Here is a 22,366-nt window from a genome sequence, read left to right on the forward strand (position 1 = left end):
ACAAAAATAGAGGATAAATATGACACAGCAAGCCAAAAAAAAAGTAACGGGATACGATAAATATGTGGACTGGAAGCTATTTATTTTTCCAGTTGTGATCTGTATAGTCATTCTCTTGATGCCCACCCCAAAGAGCATCATGGATGTGGGCACGGAATACGGGGTGGGTCCCAAGGCCGTTATCAGCCATCTGACCCAGCAACTCTTTAACGACACACCAGCCAATGTGAGCCAGTGGCAGCTTTTGACCGTCAACATGATGGAGCAGAACCTGCAGATGGGTGCCATGTCAAAGGCAAGGCTTTTAAAACGAAACGAAAAATGGTGCAACAAATACAAAATCCCCGTGGATTCCGCCAACCTTGCCAAGGCAATGACCTATGTCAAGGAGAACTTCACGGATGAGGCCTTTCGCAAGACGATGATGGACAGCATGTCCCTTAGAAGAGACACCCTCTCCTACGACACCCTTGGGGAAAAGGATAAAAAGATTGCAGACAAACGAAGCTGGAACATTAAGGTCGCCGTTGCCACCATGGTATTTGTGGTATTCTGCTTTGTCACCGAATGCATCCCCCTTCCCGGAGTTGCATTCTGCATCGGCCTGATCCTTGTCTTTACAAACGTAGTATCAAGACAACAGGTGGCCATGTTCTACTGGAGTGATGCCTGCTGGTTCATCATGGGTAGCCTGATGTTTGCCGTGGCCTTTGTCAAGACAGGGGTAGATAAAAGGGTATGCCTCCTGATATTCAAACGACTGGCCGTACCCAACGTGCGATGGATTTCGCTGATCATGATCATGATCATTGCCCCCCTTGCCGCCTTTATTTCCGACCATGCCCTGGCAGCCATGTTTCTGCCCATTGGTATTCTTCTCTACCAGAACAGCCTGACCGACGAGATTCCCGAGGACCCCGAGCTTGCCAAGATGCTCATGATCACCATTGCCATGGCCTGTAATATCGGCGGTTTTGGTGCACCCTCCGGCGGTGCCAGGAACGTTATCATGATGACCTACCTTGAGGACATGTTCGGGTTTGACATCGGCTATTTCCAGTGGGTCAGCTATGCCATGCCCTTTGTCCTCTGCATGATGCCCCTGACCTGGATCGTGCTGAACTGGAGATTCAAACCAAGGATCACCGACCTTAGACCTGCCATGGATCACCTGAAGCGGGAAATCAACAAGATGGGCTCGTGGAACCGTCATCAGATCATAGCACTGATCATCTTCCTTGTTATGGTCTTTGGCTGGTTCACGGAAAAGGTATTCTACGACATGGGTATTTACCCGGTCCGCTTAGGCATTGGCGTCCTTGCCGTTGCAGGTGCCATGGCCTACCTTCTGTCGGGCATTGTCAACTGGCGGGATTACCAGGAAAAAGTTGACTGGGGCGTTGTCTGGCTCTATGCCGGCGCCATCATCTTCGGCCGCACCCTGGATGAAACCGGGGCTGCCTACTGGATGGCTAGAAGTGTCATCGACTTTCTGGCGCCCCTTGGAATGGACTCAGGCATTCCCCTGATGCTGGTCAACAACGGTCTCACAGCCGTTTTGACCAACCTCATGGCCGACGGACCTGCAGCTGCAGCCGTTGGTCCCATTTCACTCAACATGGCAGGCCTTGTCCACCCAGGCACCACGTTTCTGCCGTTCATCGCCATGAGTACGGCAGCAGCCTCCTCATTTGCCTATTGCCTGATCATTGGAACGCCTCCCAACGCCATTGTTTATGCAAGTGGATACCTCGAACCCAAGGATTATTTCAAGGTCGGGGCAGTCATGTGGGTCGTGGCCAATGTGATGCTCATCCTTTTAACCACCGTATACTGGGGATACAGGGGGTTCGGCGGATTGCCCGGCTTCTAGACAACATCCTGAAAGGACAGAGATAAAATAAACCGTCGGGCAGGTCCAGACAGGGCCTGTCCGATCCGGTTCCAGAATCAAGGAGGATACAATGACACAAAACAACCAGGACAATGGAAGATCCGTCGAATTTACCTACCAAAACGGTCGAATCTACTTTACAAAAAAAATGGAGAGAAAGGTGTGCTTTTTCCTCACCGTTTTCATGCTGATCCTTGGCATGGTCTCCTATTTTACGAACATCTAAAATCACCTGAAGGAAAAAATATCATGGGCGTTTACCTAACAACCTTGTTGGCCATGCTCAAAGGACCTGGCACCTATTTCAAAGCCTTGGCCGGTTTGTCGGACCGGGAGAGCCTTGGTGGCGATGATCGGCCAGGAAATTGGGCCGATGGAAAAACGGATCATCAGGCTAAATGGCTGACGGTTAAAAAATCCCTTGGTTTTCTGGCCGTCTCGTGTGTGATTTCAACCATGGCGGCCCTTGCCACCAATGATCCCATAAATCCGTTAAAAGAAGGGGCCGTCTATTTTCTCAACAGCATGGGCATGGCCCTGGTTGCCGCAGGATTCGGCTTCATGATCATGACCATGTTCATGAAAAAAAAGGTTCCCTTTGCCCACTTCCTGTCCATCTACGCCCTGGCATGGGGCACCACTGTTCTGGTTGCATGGATACCCTGGGCCGTGTGGATGGCTGAACCCTGGAAATGGTGGCTCATTGGAACGGGACTGACCGCAGGCCTGGGATTCAAAACACGCCATGCTGTTGCCCTGCTGGTGTCATCCATTGTGGTTATGATAATCTTTTTTTCGACCATGCTGCCAGCGGTGAACTATTTCAAGGCTGCCGTGGCAGCCCTTTAAAACCTTCGATTTTACAAAACCCCGGCTACCGGGCATCAGCTGTTTTTTTCATGGATGTACAAAACTCATTTTTTTTTATATGAAACACCCACCAAAGCATTAACATTGGCGGAGTTTCCATATTTGTTGTGGCCGGATGCCATCCCTCGTTCCGGCCGTGCCGGTTATATGAAACACTCACCGAAGCATTGTCAATGAAGGTGTTTCAAAATTCGTTGAGGCCGGAGCCATACCTCGTTCCGGCCGTGCCGGTTTATAAGAAACTCTTGTCGAAACATCATTGTGAAAGTCTCGACTTTAGAGCCCTCTTTGGTTTCCCTGACTGGAACATTGTAAACCAAAGGGGTTAGGATTTTTGCCCTTCCAGGCGTTAAGAAGCGCAGGCTGTTTGAGGACTTTAGCCCGCAGTTCCTGCGCTTTAGTCTGGAAGGGCAGAAATTCCCCCGACGTTTACCGTTCCGGCCAGGGTAACCAAAGAGGGCGGAATGGTACTATCGCCTGCCCGGTATTATCGTGTTTCATGCTTCGTTGTGTCGGCAGGCCGACATGGCCGTTATATGAAACGTGTATCATTCCGGCGGCCAGAGGGAGGTTTTGCCTCCGCTCATTCTCGCAGCCCGTCCTGGGCTGCTCCGAGGAAAACGGCAGCTCCCTCAGCATCCATGCTGACCGCTGCCGTTTAATCCGCTACGGGCAAAATCTCCCCCCGGTCGCCTCTGCTGACGAAGGTTCAAGTTTCATGCTTCGTTGTGTCCGGCAGGACATGTGGGTTATACAAACCCAGGTGTCAGCAAAAGCTTCAATGCAGATGTTTAAATTAACAAGTTGACAAGTTTTCCGACACCCCGTTCCAGCCGTTTCGCCCGTTATAATAGAAGAATAAAAAATCATTAAAAAACAGAAGGTTACACAATCATTCCCAAGGCATATGGACTGGCACATATATTGCTATTATCCTATCAAGCTCAGAACAATCACGTTTGTCTGTTTAACCATTGATCACAACATCGCTAACCCAGGAAGGAGACACCACCCGAAACGATTGAGATCAAAAAAGCCGAACCAACACAACAACTGTTTTGATGAAAGGAGAATGCAACATGGAGAAAAAAATAAAAGTGATGATGGTGGATGACGAGCCCAGGTTTCGTGAAACCGCATCAAAGCTATTAAAAAAGAAAGGGTTTGAAACAACCATTGCCGGATCAGGAGAAGAGGCCATCGCCATACTTGGCACAAAACCCCAGGACGTAGTTCTCCTGGATGTCAAGATGGAGGGCATGGACGGACACACGACCCTTGCACAAATTAAAAAAATCGCCCCTAAAACCCAGGTAATCATGCTCACAGGCCACGGGACTTCAGATTCTGCCGCAAGTTCGCGCAAGCTTGAGGCCTTTGATTATCTGACCAAGCCCTGTGACATTGACATCCTTGCCATGAAAATAAACGAGGCATTTGCCGTTGGACAACCGGGTGTGGCTCAAGCGGAAAAAAAGGTCAAGGATATCATGACCCAGATTGACGATTATTCCACGGTACACCTGAACACAACCATCAGAGAAGCTATTGAAAAACTCATGGGATGCATGACCAACCTTGCATCGAGCAATCTGATACGGGAAAGTGCCCAGCGGTCGCTGTTTGTGTTTGATGACAAGAAGAATTTTATCGGAATGCTCAGTGTCAAGGACATTATCAAAGGCGCCAGGCCATCCTATCTTTCCCTTCCAAAATCTCAAATGGCAGACAGCGTGAGATTTTCCCATGTCTTTACAGGAGGGTGGGATGGGCTTTTCACCATCCAGCTGAAGGCTTTGGCTGAAAAGAAAATCAGTGAGCTCGTTCTGGAATCCCCACCCCTGATCGATGAAAATGCGAACCTGATGGAGGTGGCGGAACTTCTGTTCAAAACCAAGAAGACAAGCCTCATTGTAACATCCGGCAAACGAGTAGTCGGCATTTTAAGGGAACAGAACCTTTTCTTTGAAATCGTGAACATCGTCACCAGGTGACCTGATTGGAGGATTAAATCGAATGAGCAGTGAACTAAATATTGCAAAACTTGAAGAAGAAGGCGGGGCAAAACAAAGCCAGACATTTGCCCTCAAATGGATAGCAATTTCTTTGATTGCAGGCTTGCTGATCTGGCTGATCCCCACCCCGGCAGATCTGGGTGCCCGGGGCCATGCCTTTCTTGCCATGCTGACGGCAGTGGTGATCCTGTGGACATCTGAAGCCATCCCCATTGGGGTTACCTCCATCGGCGTCGGCTGCGCCATGATTATATTAAAGATCCAGACATCAAAGGCAGCCTGGGAACCCTATGCAAACAGAACCGTGGTTTTTGTTTTTTTCATCATCATGCTCGGGGTCATGCTGAGCCAGACCACCATACCCAACCGCCTCATGTCCTATATTCTTAAAATCGGCGGCACAAACGTCAAACGGCTAAGCTTCACCCTGTGCATGGGTGCAACCTTTCTGGCGGCATGGACCCATGACGCCACCATAACCATCGTCTTGCTCTATGCCATGATGCCCATGTTTCTCAAGATGGGTTTAACCCCTGACAAAAGCAACAATTTTACCAAACACTTCATGTTCATTATACCCCTGGGAGCAGCATGCGGTGGCGGCGCGACCTTTCTGGGCAGCGGCCGTTCACCCGCTTCTGCAGAATTGTTGTTTAAAATCACCGGTTACAACATTGGGTTCATGGAATACATGCTCTATCAGTTCGTGCCTTCAATGTTTCTGGGACTTGCCACCTGGCTTGCAGTATGGATTATATATCCACCAAAGGTCAAGGTACTGCCGGCGGAACTTACCATCGAAAAAATGCCCCCCATGCAAAAAAATGAAAAACAACTCTCATGGATCCTTGCAGTTACCTTCCTGCTCTGGTTCATGACGGATATAACCAAAATCCATGTGTCAGCCATTGGCGGGCTCTTTATCGTGGTCTGCATGGTCTTCAAGGTCGTGGACTGGAAACGATGCCTGGACGAATATCCATGGAACCCCATCATGGTATTTGGTGCAGGATTCTCCCTGGGCGTGGCCATGCTGGACACCGGTGCAGGGCAATGGATCGCCACCCAGATATTCCCGATCTTCACCAATTCACCATGGCCTGTGGTTGCGGCAGGTGCATCTGCTCTCAGTGCCGTCATTACCAGTTTCATGGCCAATGCCGCAGCCACGGCACTGCTGGTTCCTGTTGTGGTTCCCATGGCAGATATGGCCGGCACCCCGGTGGTGCCGATTGCCATGGCCGTACCCCTTGCCACAACCTTTGTACTGCTGGTCATCGGATGCCCTCCGACCCTGATCGCCTATGGCTTTGGCTATTTCACCCAGTGGGAGGCATGCAAGATCCTGGTGTTCAGGTCTATCCTGGGTATCATTGTTTTGAGTTTGTGCATGGCCCTCTGGTATCCGCTGATGGGCATGCCGGGAAATACCGACAACATGAAAACACCCGCGAAACTCACGATGTCAGGATATGAGCTGATTATAAACAAATAACCGACATGGCCGGAGCAGGGGATCTGCTCCGGCCACAACGAATGATGAAACGCCCCTGTTTGCAAAGCTTCGGTGGGTGTTTCATTTAAAAAAAACGCAAAGACAACCTTTTAAGGGAAATAGATACTGGGTGAGTGAGTGGGCCTTCCAGGCAAACCCACTCATTTTTTTTCTGATACTGGATCAATCCTTTTTCCTTGTGAATAAAGATAAAATCTTTTAGATAATAATGAATTATTTACGTTTTCCTAAGGTTTAATTCAACAAAAAGGATGAACAATGAAAATTCTCGTGGGATACCGGGGTGTGGATGTGGGTAAGGATCTACTGGAAATTGCCTTGATGCATGCAAAGGCCTTTAATGGCGAAGTCCTTGTGGTAACCTCAATGATGGGCGGTGAAAGAACCGAACAACCGAGAATTGAAGATGCAGAAAAAAATCTCAAGGACGCAAAACAATACTTTGACGAAAATGGCATTACCGCCCATAGCCATCTGCTTGTCAGGGGTGTTGAAGCAGGTGAAGACATTATTGATTTCGCAAAGGAGAAACAGGTGGATGAAATTATTATCGGCGTCAAAAGCCGCTCAAAAGTCGGCAAACTCCTTTTTGGATCCACGGCCCAGGCCATTATACTCCGTGCACCATGCCCTGTGGTAACGGTCAGATAATAAAAAGCCTGTCAGAAAATCAGAGCCATTTCGCAAAAGCCATGGTCAAAAATAATATTTTTGACCATGGCTGAAGATTCAGTCTGTTACCTGTTTCTTGCCCTTAAAACATGCTTTTGAATTTTACCTGTGGCTGTTTTAGGTAATTCCGTAAATTCGATAACCTTGGGGGCCTTAAATTTAGCCAGATGCTGTTTGCAGAAGGCGATGATATCCTCTTTAGTAGTCTTGGCACCTTTACGAAGCGTAATATACGCTTTGGGTACCTCCTGCCATTTTTCATCCGGGATGCCGACCACGGCAACCTCCAGGACATCTGGATACTCATACAATACATTCTCAATTTCCACGGAAGAGATATTTTCACCACCACTGATAATAACATCTTTTAATCGATCTTTGATCTCAATATACCCGTCTGGGTGGGTAACGGCAAGATCACCACTGTGGAACCAACCTCCCCTGAATGCTTTTTCCGTTTCTCCCGGATCATCGTGGTATCCAAGCATGACATTATTGCCCCTGGCTACAATTTCACCCAGGGTTTTTCCATCATGGGGAACAGGCACCATGGTCTCCTCATCAACAACATCCATATAATTGGTTGTTATGTATGCAACGCCCTGCCTGGCTTTAATTTTGGCCCGTTCATCAATGGGTAGCTCATCCCACTCTTTTTTCCATTCACACAAACTGTGGGGGCCGTACAATTCGGTCAAGCCATAACACTGGGTCACAGAACAGCCAAGATGTTCCATCTGTTTGATAATTGACGGAGAAGGCGGTGCTCCTGCAGTATTGATGACAAACCCCTCTGTCACATTGACATCATGGTGCTGTGCATATTCAGACATTCCGGCAAGGACAATGGGAGCGCCACACAGATGGGTTGCCTTGTGTTTTGCTATGTTAGAAAAGATTTCTTCAGGCACGACCTTTCTCAGGCAGATTTGAGTTGCACCAGGTGCAAATACCCCCCATGTATGGCACCATCCATTACAGTGAAACATGGGCAGGGTCCAGAGATATTTAGAATCCGAGTTTATATGATATTCCAGAATTTCACCAAGAGCGTTAAGATATGCACCCCTGTGGCAGTATAGCACGCCCTTGGGGCGACCTGTGGTACCACTGGTATAATTTAAACTGATGGGCTGCATTTCATCTTCAACGCCAAAGAAAAATTCTTCGGGCTCAACCGAAATAAATGCTTCATACTCAGGCGCATCAAAGGCTTTTTCCGTTACATCGCAGATATTAACAATTTCTACATTCATTTGATTAATTTCATCAAGGACAGGTCGAATTGAATCTGCAAATTCAGTGTCAATAAACAAAAATTTACTTTGTGAATTTTCTAGGATATAGGCGATCTCTTCAGGCGCAAGCCGTATGTTAATGGGCACGATAACGCCACCGATAAGGGGAACGGAATGATGCCCTTCTATGAGGTAGGGGGTATTGGGGCAAAAGAAAGCAACTTTATCGCCTTTTTTTATCCCTTTTTGCTTGAGCGCCGTGGCCAGACGGCAGACACGATCTTTAAACTGACTGAACGTATATTCAGTATCGTTATAAATAACAGCTGTTTTTTCAGGAAAGACATAGGTGCTTCGTTCAAGAAAATGAAGAGGACTCAAGGGTTCATAGTTTACTTTTCTCATTTTTTTCTCCATCCATAAGTAATTTTACCATAAGAGAACGGCGAGTTCACGCATCCCGTTTTCATGACCACCACCTTCCTGCAAAGACCACCAATCTCAGATCGAGATCACTGTTCTTTTCATTGTTTTTTCACCTTAAATTAAGGCATCTCCCTTTGTCAAGCAAAGGATGTAAACATCACCAATTATAATTGTTAATTTGAGTAAAACTGACTTGATAATCAGCAGGGTCAATGCTATGTTAAAAGAATTCTATAATAGAGGCAAACCGCCTTTTTTCAAAAGCTCACTATTCTTAAATAATAAGAGCTTAAACGTAACCATACTCAGTTTTTTTGAGGCTTTTTAATGAATGCACAAATTTATACTGTAATTAAGAATAGAATTCTTTTTCTGGAATATGCCCCCGGCCAGATCTTGAATGAAAATGTTCTGGCCAAGGAATTTGGAGTCAGCCGTACCCCCATGAGGGACGTGCTCAACAGGCTTGAATGGGAAAAGATGGCAAGGGTGATTCCCCGCACCGGTACCATGGTCACTGAAATAAAATTTGAGCACATGATGAACATATACCGGGCCAGATTTGAAATAGAAGGCCTGGCAGGCAGCCTGGCTGTTGAACATATTTCAAAAGCCCACCTTGAAGACCTTTTTGCAGTAAAAAAAAGGTGTGAAGCCCTGCTGAAAAACAATGACAGGGACAAAGACAAAAGGAATCTTGTTGAGATTGACAAAGATTTCCGGGAAATTGTCTATGATGCCATAAGAAATCCCGTTGTTGCAGAGCTTTGCCAGAGCCTTTACGAACAGACCTTCAGGCTGTGGTTCATCACCCTTGCTAATTGTGACTGGCCCTTGGAGGTCAAAGCGCTGGTGGATGAAATCACCTCCTGCCATGAGGCCTTTTCCAAAAAGGATTCCAAAATGTCCTTTGGAATAAAGAAAAAATACCTGATCAACCATTTTGACAGAATCAAAACCAAGTTCCTAGGTAGTTGACCAGCCATCACCCATCACACACCCTCCCTGCCCCTCAGAATATCCCAATTTACTTCCTGAGTCAAAAAAGCATCCTCTGTCCCGGTTCCTTAAAGGGACAAAGGGCCCTTTGATTAACGTTGCCATTGCCTTGAGCACCATCTCCGGCACCCAGGGGAAACGGCGGGACTCTCCTTGGGTGAACCCTGGGGGAAAAAGATTCTTCTTGGCTGTGAAGGGACCCAGAGATCAAGCAGCTGTCCGGAATCTAAGCAACCCGACCCTCCATCCCAATAAAACCCCCGATTTTACTTTCACAAAGAACGCAGTTCTGTTATAGAGTAATACAATATAAAAAACCATAGAATTTCAACCTTAACCGATTAAATTTAAAACAAAAAGGAGCTATAGTGAACGGAAATTTTAACAAAATTTTATTCGCAACAGACCTTTCCGCAAATTGCCGCCATGCCTTTACCTATGCTGCCAATCTCGCATCCCGATATCACGGTAGCATCACCCTTTTGCATGTGCTGGAAAGCGTCCCGGAATCAATGGACTCAAGACTCAAGGCTCTCCTTGGTAAAGATCAATGGGAAATGCTTCAGAGCAAGCACCTGCACGAGGCAAGGGCCGCCCTGATCGGTAAAAAAAGCACTTTGTCCACCATTCATCAGGCCCTTGACACCTTTTCCGACCCTGCCCAGAATGACGATGGTCAGTATGCCGTTGAAAAAATTCTTGTCAAAGAAGGCCGAGTGGTTAAAACCATCCTTGAAACAGCCCAGGAGGAAGGGTGCGATCTTATTGTCATCGGCTCCAACAGAACCATGTTCACCGAGTCCAATTCCCTTGGCCACCGGACCAAAAGCCTTCTCAAACGATCCGAAATACCGGTCATGAAAATTCCCCCGGCCAGCGAGTAAAAGAACTTTTATCTTATCTCTAAAATCTGATGGTTAAAAACAGAAGGTCGAATACGTGGGGTTCCACGTATTCGACCTTTTGTGCACCTTGATTTTCATGCACTCAAATTCATTCCAGGGTTATCCAAAGAGCAGATTGGGAAGCCACATGACGACCCCGGGGTAAAGCAGAATAAAAATAACAACCGCTAGCTGTATGAGGACAAAGGGTAAAATCGAACGGTAGATATCACCCATGCTTACCTCGGGAGGAGCGACCCCTTTCATGTAGAACAGGGTAAACCCAAAGGGTGGGGTCAGGTAATCCATCTGCACCTGGGTCATGAACAAGACACCAAACCAGACCGGATCATATCCCAGTTGAACAATGATGGGCAGAAAGACAGGAACGGTGATCATCACCTGGGTAATTTCATCCAGGAAAAAACCTAGAACAATCAGAACGGCAAGGATAAAGCCAAAGATCAAAGCGGGGTTTTCAAAACCCATCAACAGATCGGCGATCATGTCCTGCCCGCCTGTTCGAAAAAAAATGCTGGTAAAGCAGGCCGCACCGAACAGAATCCACATGACCATACCGGTGATGGCCATTGAACGAACGGCGGCTTCGTTGAGAAGGGCCCAGGTAAGCCTTCGGTTGATCAAAGCGCTGATCATAGCCCCGGCAACTCCCACGGCAGCAGCTTCAGTGGGAGAAGCAATCCCAGCAAAAATAGTTCCCAGAACCAGAGCGACCACTGAAATGGGAAGAATCAAACCCTTGGAGAGGAAAAAAAGTTCTTTTAAAGAGACTCTTTCCTCCTTGGGCAGGGCCGGGGCATAATTGGGTTGCAGAAAACTGCGAATGGCAATGTAGGTAAGAAATGATCCCACAAGTATTAAACCCGGAGCAACTCCTCCGGCAAAAAGCTTGCCAATGGACACCCTGGCAACCATGCCATAGACGATCAGCGAAACACTGGGCGGGATAAGAAGGCCCAGGGCCCCTCCGGCCAGGATTGGACCAATGGCGATACTTTTATGGTAACCCTGTTTAAGCATAATCGGCAAGGCGATGATGCCCATGGTGACCACTGCAGTGGTAGTAACCCCGGACATGGCGGCAATGATTGCACAAATCAGCACTGTCCCCATTGCCAGTCCACCCCGGACCGGTCCAAGAGCCTGGTACATAAAGGCATAGAGATCTTCAGCCACACCGGATTTTTCAAGCAGGCAGGCCATAAAAACAAACAGCGGCATGGCAATGAGAACCATGCCGGACATCATGCCGAAGATATTGGTGGCAACAAATGGAAGGGTCTGGGGTCCAAAGAAAAAAAACGCGGTGACAATGGCGCTGCTGGCCAGGGTGAAAGCCATGGGAAACCCGGTGAGAAGGCCGAACAGCAGCCCGCCGATGAGCGTCAGAACAGGTAGTAACTCCGTCATGATAATTCCTTCCCGGTAAAAGCAAGGGTTAACGTTCGAATGTAATGGGCCAGGCCCTGGGCAAGCATCAGAAAGGCTGCCAGAGGAACGGTCAATTTTGTAGGCCATAAGGGAGATGCCCAGGGAGAGGGAGATACCGTCTGATTTAACTCAAAGGCTCGGATGCCAAGGACACCCCCATACCAGAAGAGCAGGCCGATAAACATGAAAAAAATCGGATAGGTAAAGCAGTCAATAATGGCTCGGCCCCTGGGTGAAAAGTAATTATAAACAATATCTATTTTGACATGTTCATCATGCAGCAGCACATAGGGCCCGGCAAGCACGGCATAGGCGCCGAAAAGGTGCAGTGCAAGTTCGTGGCACCAGATGGTGGGAGAGTTAAAAGCAAACCGCATGACAACATCGTAGAGCAGAAGAAAGGCCAGCGGGTATATCAAAAAGCTTATCAGCCTTCCGCTCATTTCGCTGACTGAATCTATTATGGCCAGGACACGTCTCATTGAATTTCCCTTTTTAATTGAAATTGAAATTGAACCAGTGGAAAGACACCGCCCGGAATGTGGACGGCGTCTTTTCCAGGGAAAAATTATTTTTTATCCCAATACCCTTTCTCGATTGCCCATTTTTGTGTGATATCAAAAATTTCTTTAAAAGCTGGATCTTTTAAATATTTTTCTGGCACAACTTCACTGGCGGTATCTGCCAGTATCCGGGCATCTTCCTCTGACCATTCAACAACTTCAATGCCCTTCGTTTTAACAAATTTCCAGGCTTCTTCAATTTTTAATTCGGCTTGAAACTTGTTCCTTGCAGATCCAATTTCGCAGGCAGCTTCCAGAATGGCTTTAAGGTCATCGGGGAGCGAATTCCAGGTTTTCAGATTGACGATAAAGGCATCTGTGGCCGGCCCCACGGCTACGGGGTCTTTGATCCAGTATTTGGTAACTTCATGGAATCCCATGTCCACCATATCCGCTGCATGGGAAAACGTAATGGCATCAACACCACCGGTGGAGAGCATGGTATAAATTTCGTCGGCCGGGGTCCAGATGGTACCGGCACCCAGTTTGGCCAACTGCAGTGCGATCAACTCAGAAGATCTGAACTTTAAACCTTTGATATCCTTGACACCGTTTATGGGTTTTTTTGAAATGATCAGGTTGTCCAGGGTCCAGTACACGTTGCCCACAAGATGCACACCATGTTTGGCATATTCTTCGCGCAAAATCTTCATGATGCGTCCGTCTTCGTACTCCTCATACAGGTAGCGCATTTCGGCGATGCTCTTGGGCGCTGCCATGCAATCGCCATGGGTGAAGGCAATGGGGAGTTGTCCAGGGAAATATCCCGGCCAGATGAAGTTTGCCTGCATGATACCCATACTAACGGCTTCCAGTTGTTCGGCCACAGGGACGATGGATCCGGGAGCACTGGGTTTCATTATGATACGTCCGTTGGACATCCGTTTAACATAATCGGACATGTACGCGATGGTGTCCCAGCTGATGCCGGAGGGCAGCCAGGAGGAAGGTTGCCATCTGTAGGTCTTAGAGAATGCCGGCAAGGAAGAGCTAACCAATATAAACGCACCAATAAGCGCGATTGCCAATCCCCGGGTAAACGTGCATCTAAATTTCATTTATTTCTCCTTTTAAAAAGTTCTTGTGTATAAACAGTTGCGTTGCTTAACATTGAACCCCGACCTGCCCTCACCTCCTTTTTAAAATTTTATTTTTCGTTTCATATGGAATCCCCACCGAAACATTGCAAATGATAGAAACAAGCATTAACTCGTATTGCAACGACACAAACTCGCATGTAAAATTCCAATATAGAACCAGTGATATACCAGTGGTATGTAGCAACGGACCTTCCGTTTGTCAAGTGTTATTCTTGATAAAAAACAGCACCGTTTTTCATTTTAAATCCTGCAGATATAACAAATAAAAAAGGCTTGAATTTATTACGATGGTGGGTTAAACAAGGATGGATTAAGTAGCGTCCTACAGTGTTGCTGCCCAGACAGAAAACCAGGTCATCATGATTTTTATAATGCCCGCTTCTCAAGGATGACAAAAAGTCCAAAAGAGCTCCAAGGGAGTTCTTTTTCGATTTAATCAGCAGTTATCATAAATTCGAATAACCTCCCCATTGCCCCGGCCCTCAACGCTTTTAATAAAACTGTTGATTGCACCACCCACCATGGCTGCACTGGTGGTTAAATTCACAGAGTCATCAGCAAGGATGCCTGAAGAAATGCTCTTAAATGGGTTTTCCCGCCTTGACGTACAAATTAAATCTGCTATTGTTATTAGTCCAATGAATAGTTTTAACCCAAACAATCAAACAATGTGATTATCATGAATTTACCCATCGATTATTTAAGAACCTTTGTCTCCCTGGCTGAGACAAAAGGATTTACACGAACAGGCATCCAACTCAATCGATCCCAATCTGCCGTAAGTATGCAAATCAAACGCCTTGAAGAGGAAATAGGAAAAAAACTGTTTGAACGAATTGGTAAAAGTGTAAAACTGACACCTGAGGGCAATATCTTAATCAAATATGCCATGAGAATTATCAAAGAACACGATGATGCCGTTCGTGCCTTATCAAAACCTGATCTGGAGGGGTTTATCCGGTTTGGTTCACCCGAACATTATACGACCGGGGTGCTGCCGAAATTACTGGCACGATTCGCCTCGGCCTATCCAGATGTTCTGGTGGAAATGCGATGTGAAAACAGTGACAAAATCAAGGAGGCTGTTGACCGTGGAGAAATTGATATCGGAATCTGCACCCAGATCAGCGATGGCGGACAAATCATCTCCCATGACCCGGTTGTTTGGGTCGCAGCTCCAGAATTTATCATGCAAAAGCACAAAACACTGCCCATCGCAGTTTTTGAAGAAGACTGCATCTTCAGAAGCTGGGCCATCGAAGCATTGGAAAAATCCGGAATACGTTACAGAATCGCCTACGTGAGCCGCAGCATCTCCGGTTTGCTTGATGCCGTCAAAGCAGGCATTGCCGTTGCACCGATCATACTCAGTAATGTTCCAGCTGAGTTAAAAACCGTTGACCTGGAGCATGGTCTGCCCGTACTGCCGGTTTCGAACATTGTCCTGCATAAAACCAAAAAAAAGACCTCGGAAATTATTGAATGTTTTTCCGAACACATTATCCGATTCTTTGGGGAAAAGATTTAACCCACAAACAACCGGAGAGGTGTCTGCGTCCCAGGAAAAACCATAACAGATCATGGATATTAACATCAAAACTATTCATTTGACAAATATGACCCCTGTCAAATAATCTATCAACAGAAGAAAAAAAATAATGTCCCGGCCCTGCCGGGCAAAATTATCATCAACCTTAAAAAATAACAAACAAGGAGAAAGAATGAAAGTTCTTACCTTACAGGGAAGTGCCAGAAAAAAAGGAAATACTGCCAGGGTGATCAGCTGGATGGACGAAGAACTGACGGCCATGGGCCATGAAGTTGAATCGGTTTACCTGAGTTCAAAAAACATCAAAGGATGTCTTGCCTGCGGCAAGTGCAAGGAAAACATGGAAGGAGTGGGCTGCATACAAAAAGATGACGCCCCTGAAATCCTTCAGAAAATGATTGAGGCAGAACTGGTGGTTTTTGCCTCACCCCTTTATTTCTGGGGCGTTTCCGGCCCCTTGAAATGCCTGATTGACAGGACGTTCAGCCTATATAACAACTACCACCAGCCCGATCACATCTCCCTTGTCAAGGGACAAAGACAGGCCCTGGTGGTCACGGGTGCCGGGCCATACGAAAACAATGCAGAACCCACATTTACCGCCTTTGGACGACTCCAGGGTCCCCACATGGCAATAAATGCAGGAGAACTGTTCATTGGCCCATGCACCTCCCCTGACCAGATGGACTCGTCCATCAAAGAAAAGGCTAAGGCCTTTGCCCGGAAAATCGTTGCCTGACATTTCCCCGAATATCAATCAAGGGGACAGGTTAAAAAACTGTCCCCACTAATTTTCCGCCCCGGTTATACCAACCTCCCCTGCCTGCAAAACAACAGTTTACAATGCCACCTGCCCCATGACCGTTTTTTCTGACCAGACACAAAAAACTATTGCAATTTAAAAACCCCTTTCGTATGTTACGCTTACTGTAACAATGAAACTGTCCCCACATCATTAATCACATTTCAGACAGCAAGGGAATGTAAATGAAATTTCTTGAACAACTGGGCATCAAGGCAAAGAATCATTGAACAGCACCCGAACAGGATGATAAAGACCTGCACGGGTGCGATTAAGGAGAACCATGGAAACCTTATTGAACCCCTCCGATTCCATTTCAAAAGGAACCGACATCATCAACAAGGCACAAAGCCTTGATCTCGACCCCAGAATCCTTTACGAAGCTGTCATAGATCTGTCTAGCGAAGGTCTTTTGACTGCTAACGCCATCAACATGGCCGCAGGTATCCTTCTGGAAGGACTGGGACTGCCAAATTATTTCTTTAAAAATATCAAAAAAGAGTCGTTAAAGCATCTTCTCGAATCCATCGCAACCAGCATTAAAGTCCAGAACGACAAGGTAATTCTCTATGATCGGGTTGCCCACGTTGATTTTGATCTTGAAAACGGCAGCAATGTCCAGCGGGTAAGAATTGCCACCAGGACCACCCGTGACAGCATGGAAAAAGTACTTGAAGATATGATAGCAGGACACCGCCGGGAATACTACTTCAGCCCGAAGAGCAATTACTACACATATATTGTGCGGCCGGAAACGGTCAACGATTACACAAAGAATGAGTTCAAGGATTCACGATTCCTCTTTGCCCTTGCTGGAGATTTTACCGTAACACCGGCCTTTACGCGACAACGCTATGAAAAGTTCCTTAAAGCTGCGGAAAAATCAATATCCCCGTTGATCGAACTTTTCAACCTGCCTGAAACAGGTGAGACCCGTCTGATGTTCAACAGTGACTTCAAATCGCCCCAGCTTCCCATTCTGAGAAAATTGTTTGAAGAGCACGGACTTGTCCTGGCCAGGGCCTATTGGGAACCCTACTCAACAAAATCATCCGTTCACTCATCGATCTGCTCCCTGTATGTTCTCGGGGAAATTTCAAGGAAAAAGGAAGTTGAAATAATCAGGGATCTGTCTGGCTTTCTATCCTTTTCCATAAGCGGGATAACAGACCTCTACCTTGGGGAAAAATTAACGTTTAACGAGATGTTGTTTGCTGGCAATGCCGTTGATTTCACCCATATGTTCATTTTCAAGGAAAGTGAAAATGCAACAGACATGGAGGTCATGGAGAGCCTTGTCAGCAAGGACCACAGGGACGCCTTCACCAAAAGGCTTCAAGGCTCCAACAAATCCACCTATGGATCAAATCTGATCGAGGCCACAGCAAAAACAAATTCCGATCTGATAAAAATACTGTACGACCTATTTGACAGACGGTTCAACCCGGCCCGCACAGACAGACTGACCCAGGAGGCCCTTGACCAGCAGTTCAATAACTTCAACAAAATCATCGCCTCAAGGTTCATGGACCATCAGCTGGATTACGACATCTTTAAATTCATGTTCAAACTGGTTTCTTGCACCCTGAAAACCAACTTTTACAAACATGAAAAACGATCGTTTGCCTTCCGCTTTGACAGCAGGATCCTCGACCCCCTGGTCTTCAATCAATTTGTCTTTGGCATCTTCTTTGTCAACGGCCACTATGCCTGCGGCACCCATTTGCGGGCAGACGACATTGCAAGGGGGGGATTGAGACTCATCCGCGTATCTACATCCAACCATGAGGCAGAACTTGACAATGCAGTGCTGCTAAACTATGCCCTGGGTCCAAAGGCCCAGCGCCTCAAGCATAAGGATATCTGTGAAAGCGGTTCCAAGGGCGTGGTCGTTCCCCATGCACTCTATTCAAAGTACAGCTGGGATGCACTGTATGATTACACCGAGGGCATTATGGACCTGATGATGCCCGATGATTCCATTGTTGATTACTATGGAAAACCCGAAATGATTTTCTTTGGTCCGGATGAGGGCACTGCCCCACTGATGGATGCCGTGGCATTGAATGCACGGGCCAGGGGCTATAAATACTGGCGGACCATCACAACGGGTAAAAGCTTTGGAATCCCCCACGACACCTATGGCCTGCTCGACAACGGTGACCTGTTCGGCCTGATCGAAAGGGGAGAACAGGGAACAGATCTGCAGATCAACGGATGTTCCATGGGCGTCACCACGGACATGGACAAGATCCATGAACAGATTGGAGACAGGATTATAGCCAGCGGAATGACCACCACCGGCATCATGAGCACCTTCAGGACCCTCATCGCCCATTACGGAAGGCAGGAAACGGATCTGAACCTGATGATAACCGGAGGACCGGATGGAGATCTTGGCGCCAATGAGATCCAATGTTACAAGGGAAAGATCTGCCTGATCATTGACGGGGGGTCCATACTGTTTGACCCACTTGGGCTCGACCGAGGGGAATTGATGAAAATAGCATTCATGCGCCACACCTCCCCCAGGGAAAATTCCCTTTGTTTTCCCCAGGAGAAGCTCAGTCCCCGGGGATTTAAGGTTCCCATTTCAGCAAAAAACCTTACCCTGCCCGACGGAACCCAGGTGGAGGACGGTGCCCTGTTCCACAGAACCTTTCTGTCAGAAATAAAAAACCGTAAATACATTCAAGAGGCAAGCATAGAGGCTTTTATCCCCTGCGGCGGCTTTAAGGACACCATCAATCATGACAATGTCAACAACTTCCTGGCTGTTTTCAAGGAGATCAAGTTCATTGTTGAGGGGGCCAATGTGTTTTTTGATGATGCGTCACGCCGTCACATTGCGACATCGACAGCCATCAAACATATCAAGGACACCACGGCAAACAAGGGTGGCGTCTTCTCAAGCTCCGTTGCTGAGGTACTCACCGGTTTTCTCCTGGGAGAGGATTATGAGGAAAAACTTTTAAACGACACAAAGACTCGGTGGGCGCTTATCCGTGACATCATGGCCCTTGTCACAAATTATGCAGCGGCCGAAACCACAATGCTCATAAAAATCCATGAACAGGATCCTTCCGTTCCCCTGTTTGATCTTTCCGAACAGACAAGCGAACAGATCTTTGCTCTCCAGCGCCACCTTGACCGGCAATTGCCGGATATTTTAAAAAACAGAAATCTGGTCTGGAAAATAATGGAACACTACATTCCCGGGGTACTGATCCAGCAGTTAGGAAAAACAACGATCATGGAAATCCTGAACTCCGGGGAAATGCAGTCATACCGCAACGCCATCATCACAAAAAAACTTGCATCCATGGCTTTTTACAGGTATGGCCCTGAATGGAATGAATTCCTGAAGGAGATCGAAACAGATTTTTCAGGGGCACTTCATCGTTCTGTTCAAACAAACGGAATGGTTTGACACACAAAAAAGGAGTATCAAATGTCTGACGACTGTCTGTTCTGTAAAATCGCAAACAAAAAAATCCCCAGTGAATTCCTGTATGAGGACGATACGATTGTGGCATTCAGGGATATAAATCCCGCGGCCCCGGTTCATCTGCTGATTGTTCCCAAACAACATATTCGGAGCATCAACGATTTAACCGTGGATGACCAGGCCATTGTAAGCAGACTTATCATGGTTGCAAAACAGATGGCCAGGCAACAGGGAATAGACAAATCCGGTTATAAACTGCTGTTTAATGTTGAAAAAGGGGGTGGCCAGGTCATCTTTCACCTCCACCTTCATCTCATCGGCGGGTGGAAACGATAAACGCCTTTCCGGCAGAACCGTTTGCCGGTGTTCAGCCCGAATTCCTGCCCCAGGGAAACAGAACGTTTAACCGGTAAAACCAAACAGCGGGAAGCAGTCCCTGCTCCCGCCACACATTTCGATTTCAGCCTTGTCTTTGACTGGTCCTGCCCGGGTACCACGTTTATTTCCTGGAACCCTGGATGGGTTCCAGGAAATAGAACATTTTAAAGGAGATTTTTATGGCTAGATTTTTAAAGAAACGTACAAAAGCCCTGGGCCAAAGTCCTGGAGATTTGATTTTCATCGGAAACCAGAAAATGGAATCCGTTCAGTTGCGACTTATAGACTACGATACAGGTAGTCTTACAGATCAAGAATTATTAGATATAAAAGATGGGTCACATTTTAAAGAGACAAAAACCGTAACCTGGATTAACATTAACGGATTGCATGACCTTGACGTTATCAAAGATGTGGGTCGCATTTTTGAATTGCACCCCCTTGTATTGGAAGACATACTGAACACGGGGCAAAGGCCTAAAATTGAAGAATTTGACACCTATTTATTCATTGCACTGAAAATGATCCGGTTTGACAGGGAAACTGAAACGGTCATCAACGAGCAGTTGGGTATGGTTCTCGGGAAAAATTACCTGCTGACGTTTCAGGAACAACGTGGAGATGTCTTTGAACCTGTCAGGAAAAGAATCAAAAGAGACAAATCACGGCTTCGTGGCAGTGGAACAGATTATCTTGCCTATGCGCTCATTGATACGGTTGTGGACAACTATATTTACATTATTGAATTGATAGGAGAAAGAATCGAAGATCTTGAGGAAACTCTCCTGGTGGGCCATGACACAGAGGTAATGGAAAAAATCAACGCATTTAAACGGGAAATAAACTATTTAAGAAAATCAATCAGGCCGGCAAGAGAAGCTATTCTTCAGCTGTCCCGGCTTGACGGCGATTTGATTCATGAGAACACCCTTCCTTTTATTAAAGACCTTCAGGACCTGATGGCCCAGGCAACCGAAGCCATTGATACCTATCGGGATCTACTGTCCGATCAATTGAACATCTACAACTCGGTGATGGCAAACAAGATGAATGACATCATGAAGGTTCTCACGATCTTTGCGGCTATTTTCATCCCCCTCACCTTTGTAGCCGGGATTTACGGTACCAACTTTGAATATCTGCCTGAGCTTCATTACAAGTACAGTTATTTCATTTTCTGGGCGATCATGATCATCATCGCAGGGGGGCTTATCCTTTTCTTCAAACGGAAACGCTGGTTGTAGAAAGAGTTACTCTTCTTGCCCCATTCCCCCGGATTTAGGGACTCAGATGTAAATAATTCCACAAATAGGGTGCAGGATTTCAGCTCGTATTCAAGGCGTATCAAAGGGCGCATATTGAAATATGTGCCCTTTGATGCAACGCAGAAGACGAGCTGAAAGACAAGCAAGATTGAGGAATTATTTATTTCTGAGTCCCTTACAACCTGTTTTCTCCCCCAGCAGCGACTGGATATAATCCCCCCCAAAAAAAGCGCGCAGGAGAGTTTGAACACCCTGCCCGGAATATGGATGACTGGGAGCAATGCCCGGCCATGGCCCGGTTTAAACTGCCATACGCTGTGTTAACAGGGTGTATTAACAACTTGTATTCTATTTAAATTTAATAGTTGACACTAAAGCACACTATTAGTATACAACTAGAATAGTTTGATCTTTCTCATAAAATACAGATAGAGTTCTAATAAAATTATATCTTAAGTAAGTGGGATAGGTTTTTTCTCAAACTTATCCTGGAATTCTAAATATAGGGGGGAGCAGCATCATGGAGATCATTGTTTTAATGAAACAGGTTCCTGCAACGGAATCATTCATCGAAATTGCCCAGGACGGCAAGTCCATAAAAACAGACAATCTGAACTGGGTCATCAATCCCTACGATGAGATCGCCCTTGAAGAGGCCATCCGCATCAAGGAAGCCCATGGCGGCAATGTCACTGTCATAACCATTGGACAGGCCGGCGCCCAGGATGCCATACGAACGGCAATGGCAATGGGGGTGGACAACGGCATATTGATCAATGACCCCAAGGCCCTTGAATGTGACAGCCTTGGTACCGCTAAAATCCTTTCCGAAACAATTAAGAAAATGGATTACGACCTCATCATCGCCGGCCAGAGGGCTGTTGATGATGACAGCTATGTTGTAGGGCCGGCCGTTGCCCAATATCTTGATATTCCCTGTATCACACTTGTCTCACAACAGAAAATTTCAGACAAAAAGATTGAGTGTGAAAGAACCATTGACGGCGGGATGGAGGTGGTTGAAGCATCCCTTCCAGCACTGCTCACCACCCAGAGAGGTCTTAATGAACCCAGATATACCTCCCTGCCTGGGATTATGAAGGCCAAAAAGAAAAAAATCGATACCCGGACCTTGGCCGACATGGAGATCCCATCACCTGGAGAAGCGAACTCAGAGACCCTTGGACTGAAATTTCCGTCCCAGAAAAGAAAAAGCCACCTGATAGAAGGTAATTCTCCAGAAGAAAAGGTTGATCTCCTTTTGAAGGCCCTTCAAGAGGCTCATTTTATCTAAT

19 protein-coding genes are annotated in these 22,366 nt (G+C 46.7%); 15 read left to right on the top strand and 4 right to left on the bottom strand.

Annotated elements, in window-relative coordinates; translation table 11 throughout:
* Nucleotides 1–19 precede the first annotated feature (19 nt).
* The 6 genes from HRM2_RS18885 to HRM2_RS18905 all read left to right on the top strand — a co-directional run bounded on the left by HRM2_RS18885 (nt 20) and on the right by HRM2_RS18905 (nt 6,946).
* On the top strand, nt 20–1,873 hold the full coding sequence (locus tag HRM2_RS18885) for an SLC13 family permease (protein WP_015905631.1): 1,854 nt from the start codon (nt 20–22) through the stop codon (nt 1,871–1,873).
* Nucleotides 1,874–1,964: 91 nt separating this feature from the next.
* Nucleotides 1,965–2,120 (top strand): hypothetical protein, encoded by a 156-nt coding sequence (locus HRM2_RS27185; RefSeq protein WP_187149282.1) that lies wholly within the window; start codon nt 1,965–1,967, stop codon nt 2,118–2,120.
* A 23-nt stretch (nt 2,121–2,143) separates the two neighbouring features.
* Complete coding sequence (locus HRM2_RS18890; RefSeq protein WP_015905632.1) at nt 2,144–2,743, top strand: hypothetical protein; 600 nt, start codon at nt 2,144–2,146, stop codon at nt 2,741–2,743.
* A 1,100-nt stretch (nt 2,744–3,843) separates the two neighbouring features.
* Nucleotides 3,844–4,758 carry a CBS domain-containing protein gene (locus tag HRM2_RS18895; protein ID WP_015905633.1) on the top strand — a complete coding sequence of 305 codons (915 nt, stop codon included), beginning with the start codon at nt 3,844–3,846 and terminating at the stop codon, nt 4,756–4,758.
* A 22-nt stretch (nt 4,759–4,780) separates the two neighbouring features.
* On the top strand, nt 4,781–6,274 hold the full coding sequence (locus tag HRM2_RS18900; RefSeq protein ID WP_015905634.1) for an SLC13 family permease: 1,494 nt from the start codon (nt 4,781–4,783) through the stop codon (nt 6,272–6,274).
* Between the two features lie 279 nt (nt 6,275–6,553).
* Nucleotides 6,554–6,946, top strand: coding sequence for a universal stress protein (locus HRM2_RS18905; RefSeq protein ID WP_015905635.1), 393 nt, complete (start codon nt 6,554–6,556; stop codon nt 6,944–6,946).
* A gap of 86 nt (nt 6,947–7,032) precedes the next feature.
* Here HRM2_RS18905 and HRM2_RS18910 read toward each other — a convergent pair whose 3' ends face one another.
* On the bottom strand, nt 7,033–8,610 hold the full coding sequence (locus tag HRM2_RS18910; protein WP_015905636.1) for an acyl--CoA ligase family protein: 1,578 nt from the start codon (nt 8,608–8,610) through the stop codon (nt 7,033–7,035).
* A gap of 348 nt (nt 8,611–8,958) precedes the next feature.
* On the opposite strand from HRM2_RS18910, the gene HRM2_RS18915 reads away from it, so the two are divergent.
* Together HRM2_RS18915 and HRM2_RS18920 are read left to right on the top strand one after the other, a co-directional pair.
* A complete protein-coding gene (locus HRM2_RS18915) occupies nt 8,959–9,609 on the top strand; it encodes a GntR family transcriptional regulator (RefSeq protein ID WP_015905637.1) in 651 nt (216 codons plus the stop codon).
* 389 nt (nt 9,610–9,998) lie between these two features.
* A complete protein-coding gene (locus HRM2_RS18920; protein WP_015905638.1) occupies nt 9,999–10,514 on the top strand; it encodes a universal stress protein in 516 nt (171 codons plus the stop codon).
* A 120-nt stretch (nt 10,515–10,634) separates the two neighbouring features.
* On the opposite strand, the gene HRM2_RS18925 is transcribed toward HRM2_RS18920, so the two are convergent.
* From HRM2_RS18925 to HRM2_RS18935, 3 genes are all read right to left on the bottom strand, one after another.
* Nucleotides 10,635–11,945 carry a TRAP transporter large permease gene (locus HRM2_RS18925; protein ID WP_015905639.1) on the bottom strand — a complete coding sequence of 437 codons (1,311 nt, stop codon included), beginning with the start codon at nt 11,943–11,945 and terminating at the stop codon, nt 10,635–10,637.
* Nucleotides 11,942–12,448, bottom strand: a complete 507-nt coding sequence (locus HRM2_RS18930; RefSeq protein ID WP_015905640.1) for a TRAP transporter small permease subunit — start codon at nt 12,446–12,448, stop codon at nt 11,942–11,944. The genes HRM2_RS18925 and HRM2_RS18930 overlap by 4 nt, the downstream gene beginning before the upstream one ends.
* Before the next feature lie 86 nt (nt 12,449–12,534).
* On the bottom strand, nt 12,535–13,587 hold the full coding sequence (locus tag HRM2_RS18935; protein WP_015905641.1) for a TRAP transporter substrate-binding protein: 1,053 nt from the start codon (nt 13,585–13,587) through the stop codon (nt 12,535–12,537).
* A gap of 563 nt (nt 13,588–14,150) precedes the next feature.
* Here HRM2_RS18935 and HRM2_RS27790 point away from each other — a divergent pair.
* The 7 genes from HRM2_RS27790 to HRM2_RS18965 all read left to right on the top strand — a co-directional run bounded on the left by HRM2_RS27790 (nt 14,151) and on the right by HRM2_RS18965 (nt 22,365).
* The gene (locus HRM2_RS27790) at nt 14,151–14,303 is read left to right on the top strand and encodes a hypothetical protein (RefSeq protein ID WP_232364076.1); all 153 of its coding nucleotides are present in this window, start codon (nt 14,151–14,153) and stop codon (nt 14,301–14,303) included.
* A gap of 5 nt (nt 14,304–14,308) precedes the next feature.
* Nucleotides 14,309–15,157, top strand: coding sequence for a LysR substrate-binding domain-containing protein (locus tag HRM2_RS18940; protein ID WP_015905643.1), 849 nt, complete (start codon nt 14,309–14,311; stop codon nt 15,155–15,157).
* A gap of 193 nt (nt 15,158–15,350) precedes the next feature.
* Nucleotides 15,351–15,917, top strand: a complete 567-nt coding sequence (locus HRM2_RS18945; protein WP_015905644.1) for a flavodoxin family protein — start codon at nt 15,351–15,353, stop codon at nt 15,915–15,917.
* Nucleotides 15,918–16,263: 346 nt separating this feature from the next.
* Nucleotides 16,264–19,410 (top strand): NAD-glutamate dehydrogenase domain-containing protein, encoded by a 3,147-nt coding sequence (locus HRM2_RS18950; RefSeq protein ID WP_015905645.1) that lies wholly within the window; start codon nt 16,264–16,266, stop codon nt 19,408–19,410.
* Between the two features lie 21 nt (nt 19,411–19,431).
* Complete coding sequence (locus tag HRM2_RS18955; protein WP_015905646.1) at nt 19,432–19,764, top strand: histidine triad nucleotide-binding protein; 333 nt, start codon at nt 19,432–19,434, stop codon at nt 19,762–19,764.
* Nucleotides 19,765–19,985: 221 nt separating this feature from the next.
* Nucleotides 19,986–21,050: a magnesium/cobalt transporter CorA gene (gene corA, locus HRM2_RS18960; RefSeq protein WP_015905647.1), complete on the top strand. Its 1,065-nt coding sequence runs from the start codon at nt 19,986–19,988 to the stop codon at nt 21,048–21,050.
* Between the two features lie 541 nt (nt 21,051–21,591).
* The gene (locus HRM2_RS18965) at nt 21,592–22,365 is read left to right on the top strand and encodes an electron transfer flavoprotein subunit beta/FixA family protein (RefSeq protein ID WP_015905649.1); all 774 of its coding nucleotides are present in this window, start codon (nt 21,592–21,594) and stop codon (nt 22,363–22,365) included.
* Nucleotide 22,366: the final 1 nt, after the last annotated feature.

It is taken from the genome of Desulforapulum autotrophicum HRM2 (assembly GCF_000020365.1).
Lineage (GTDB): Bacteria > Desulfobacterota > Desulfobacteria > Desulfobacterales > Desulfobacteraceae > Desulforapulum > Desulforapulum autotrophicum.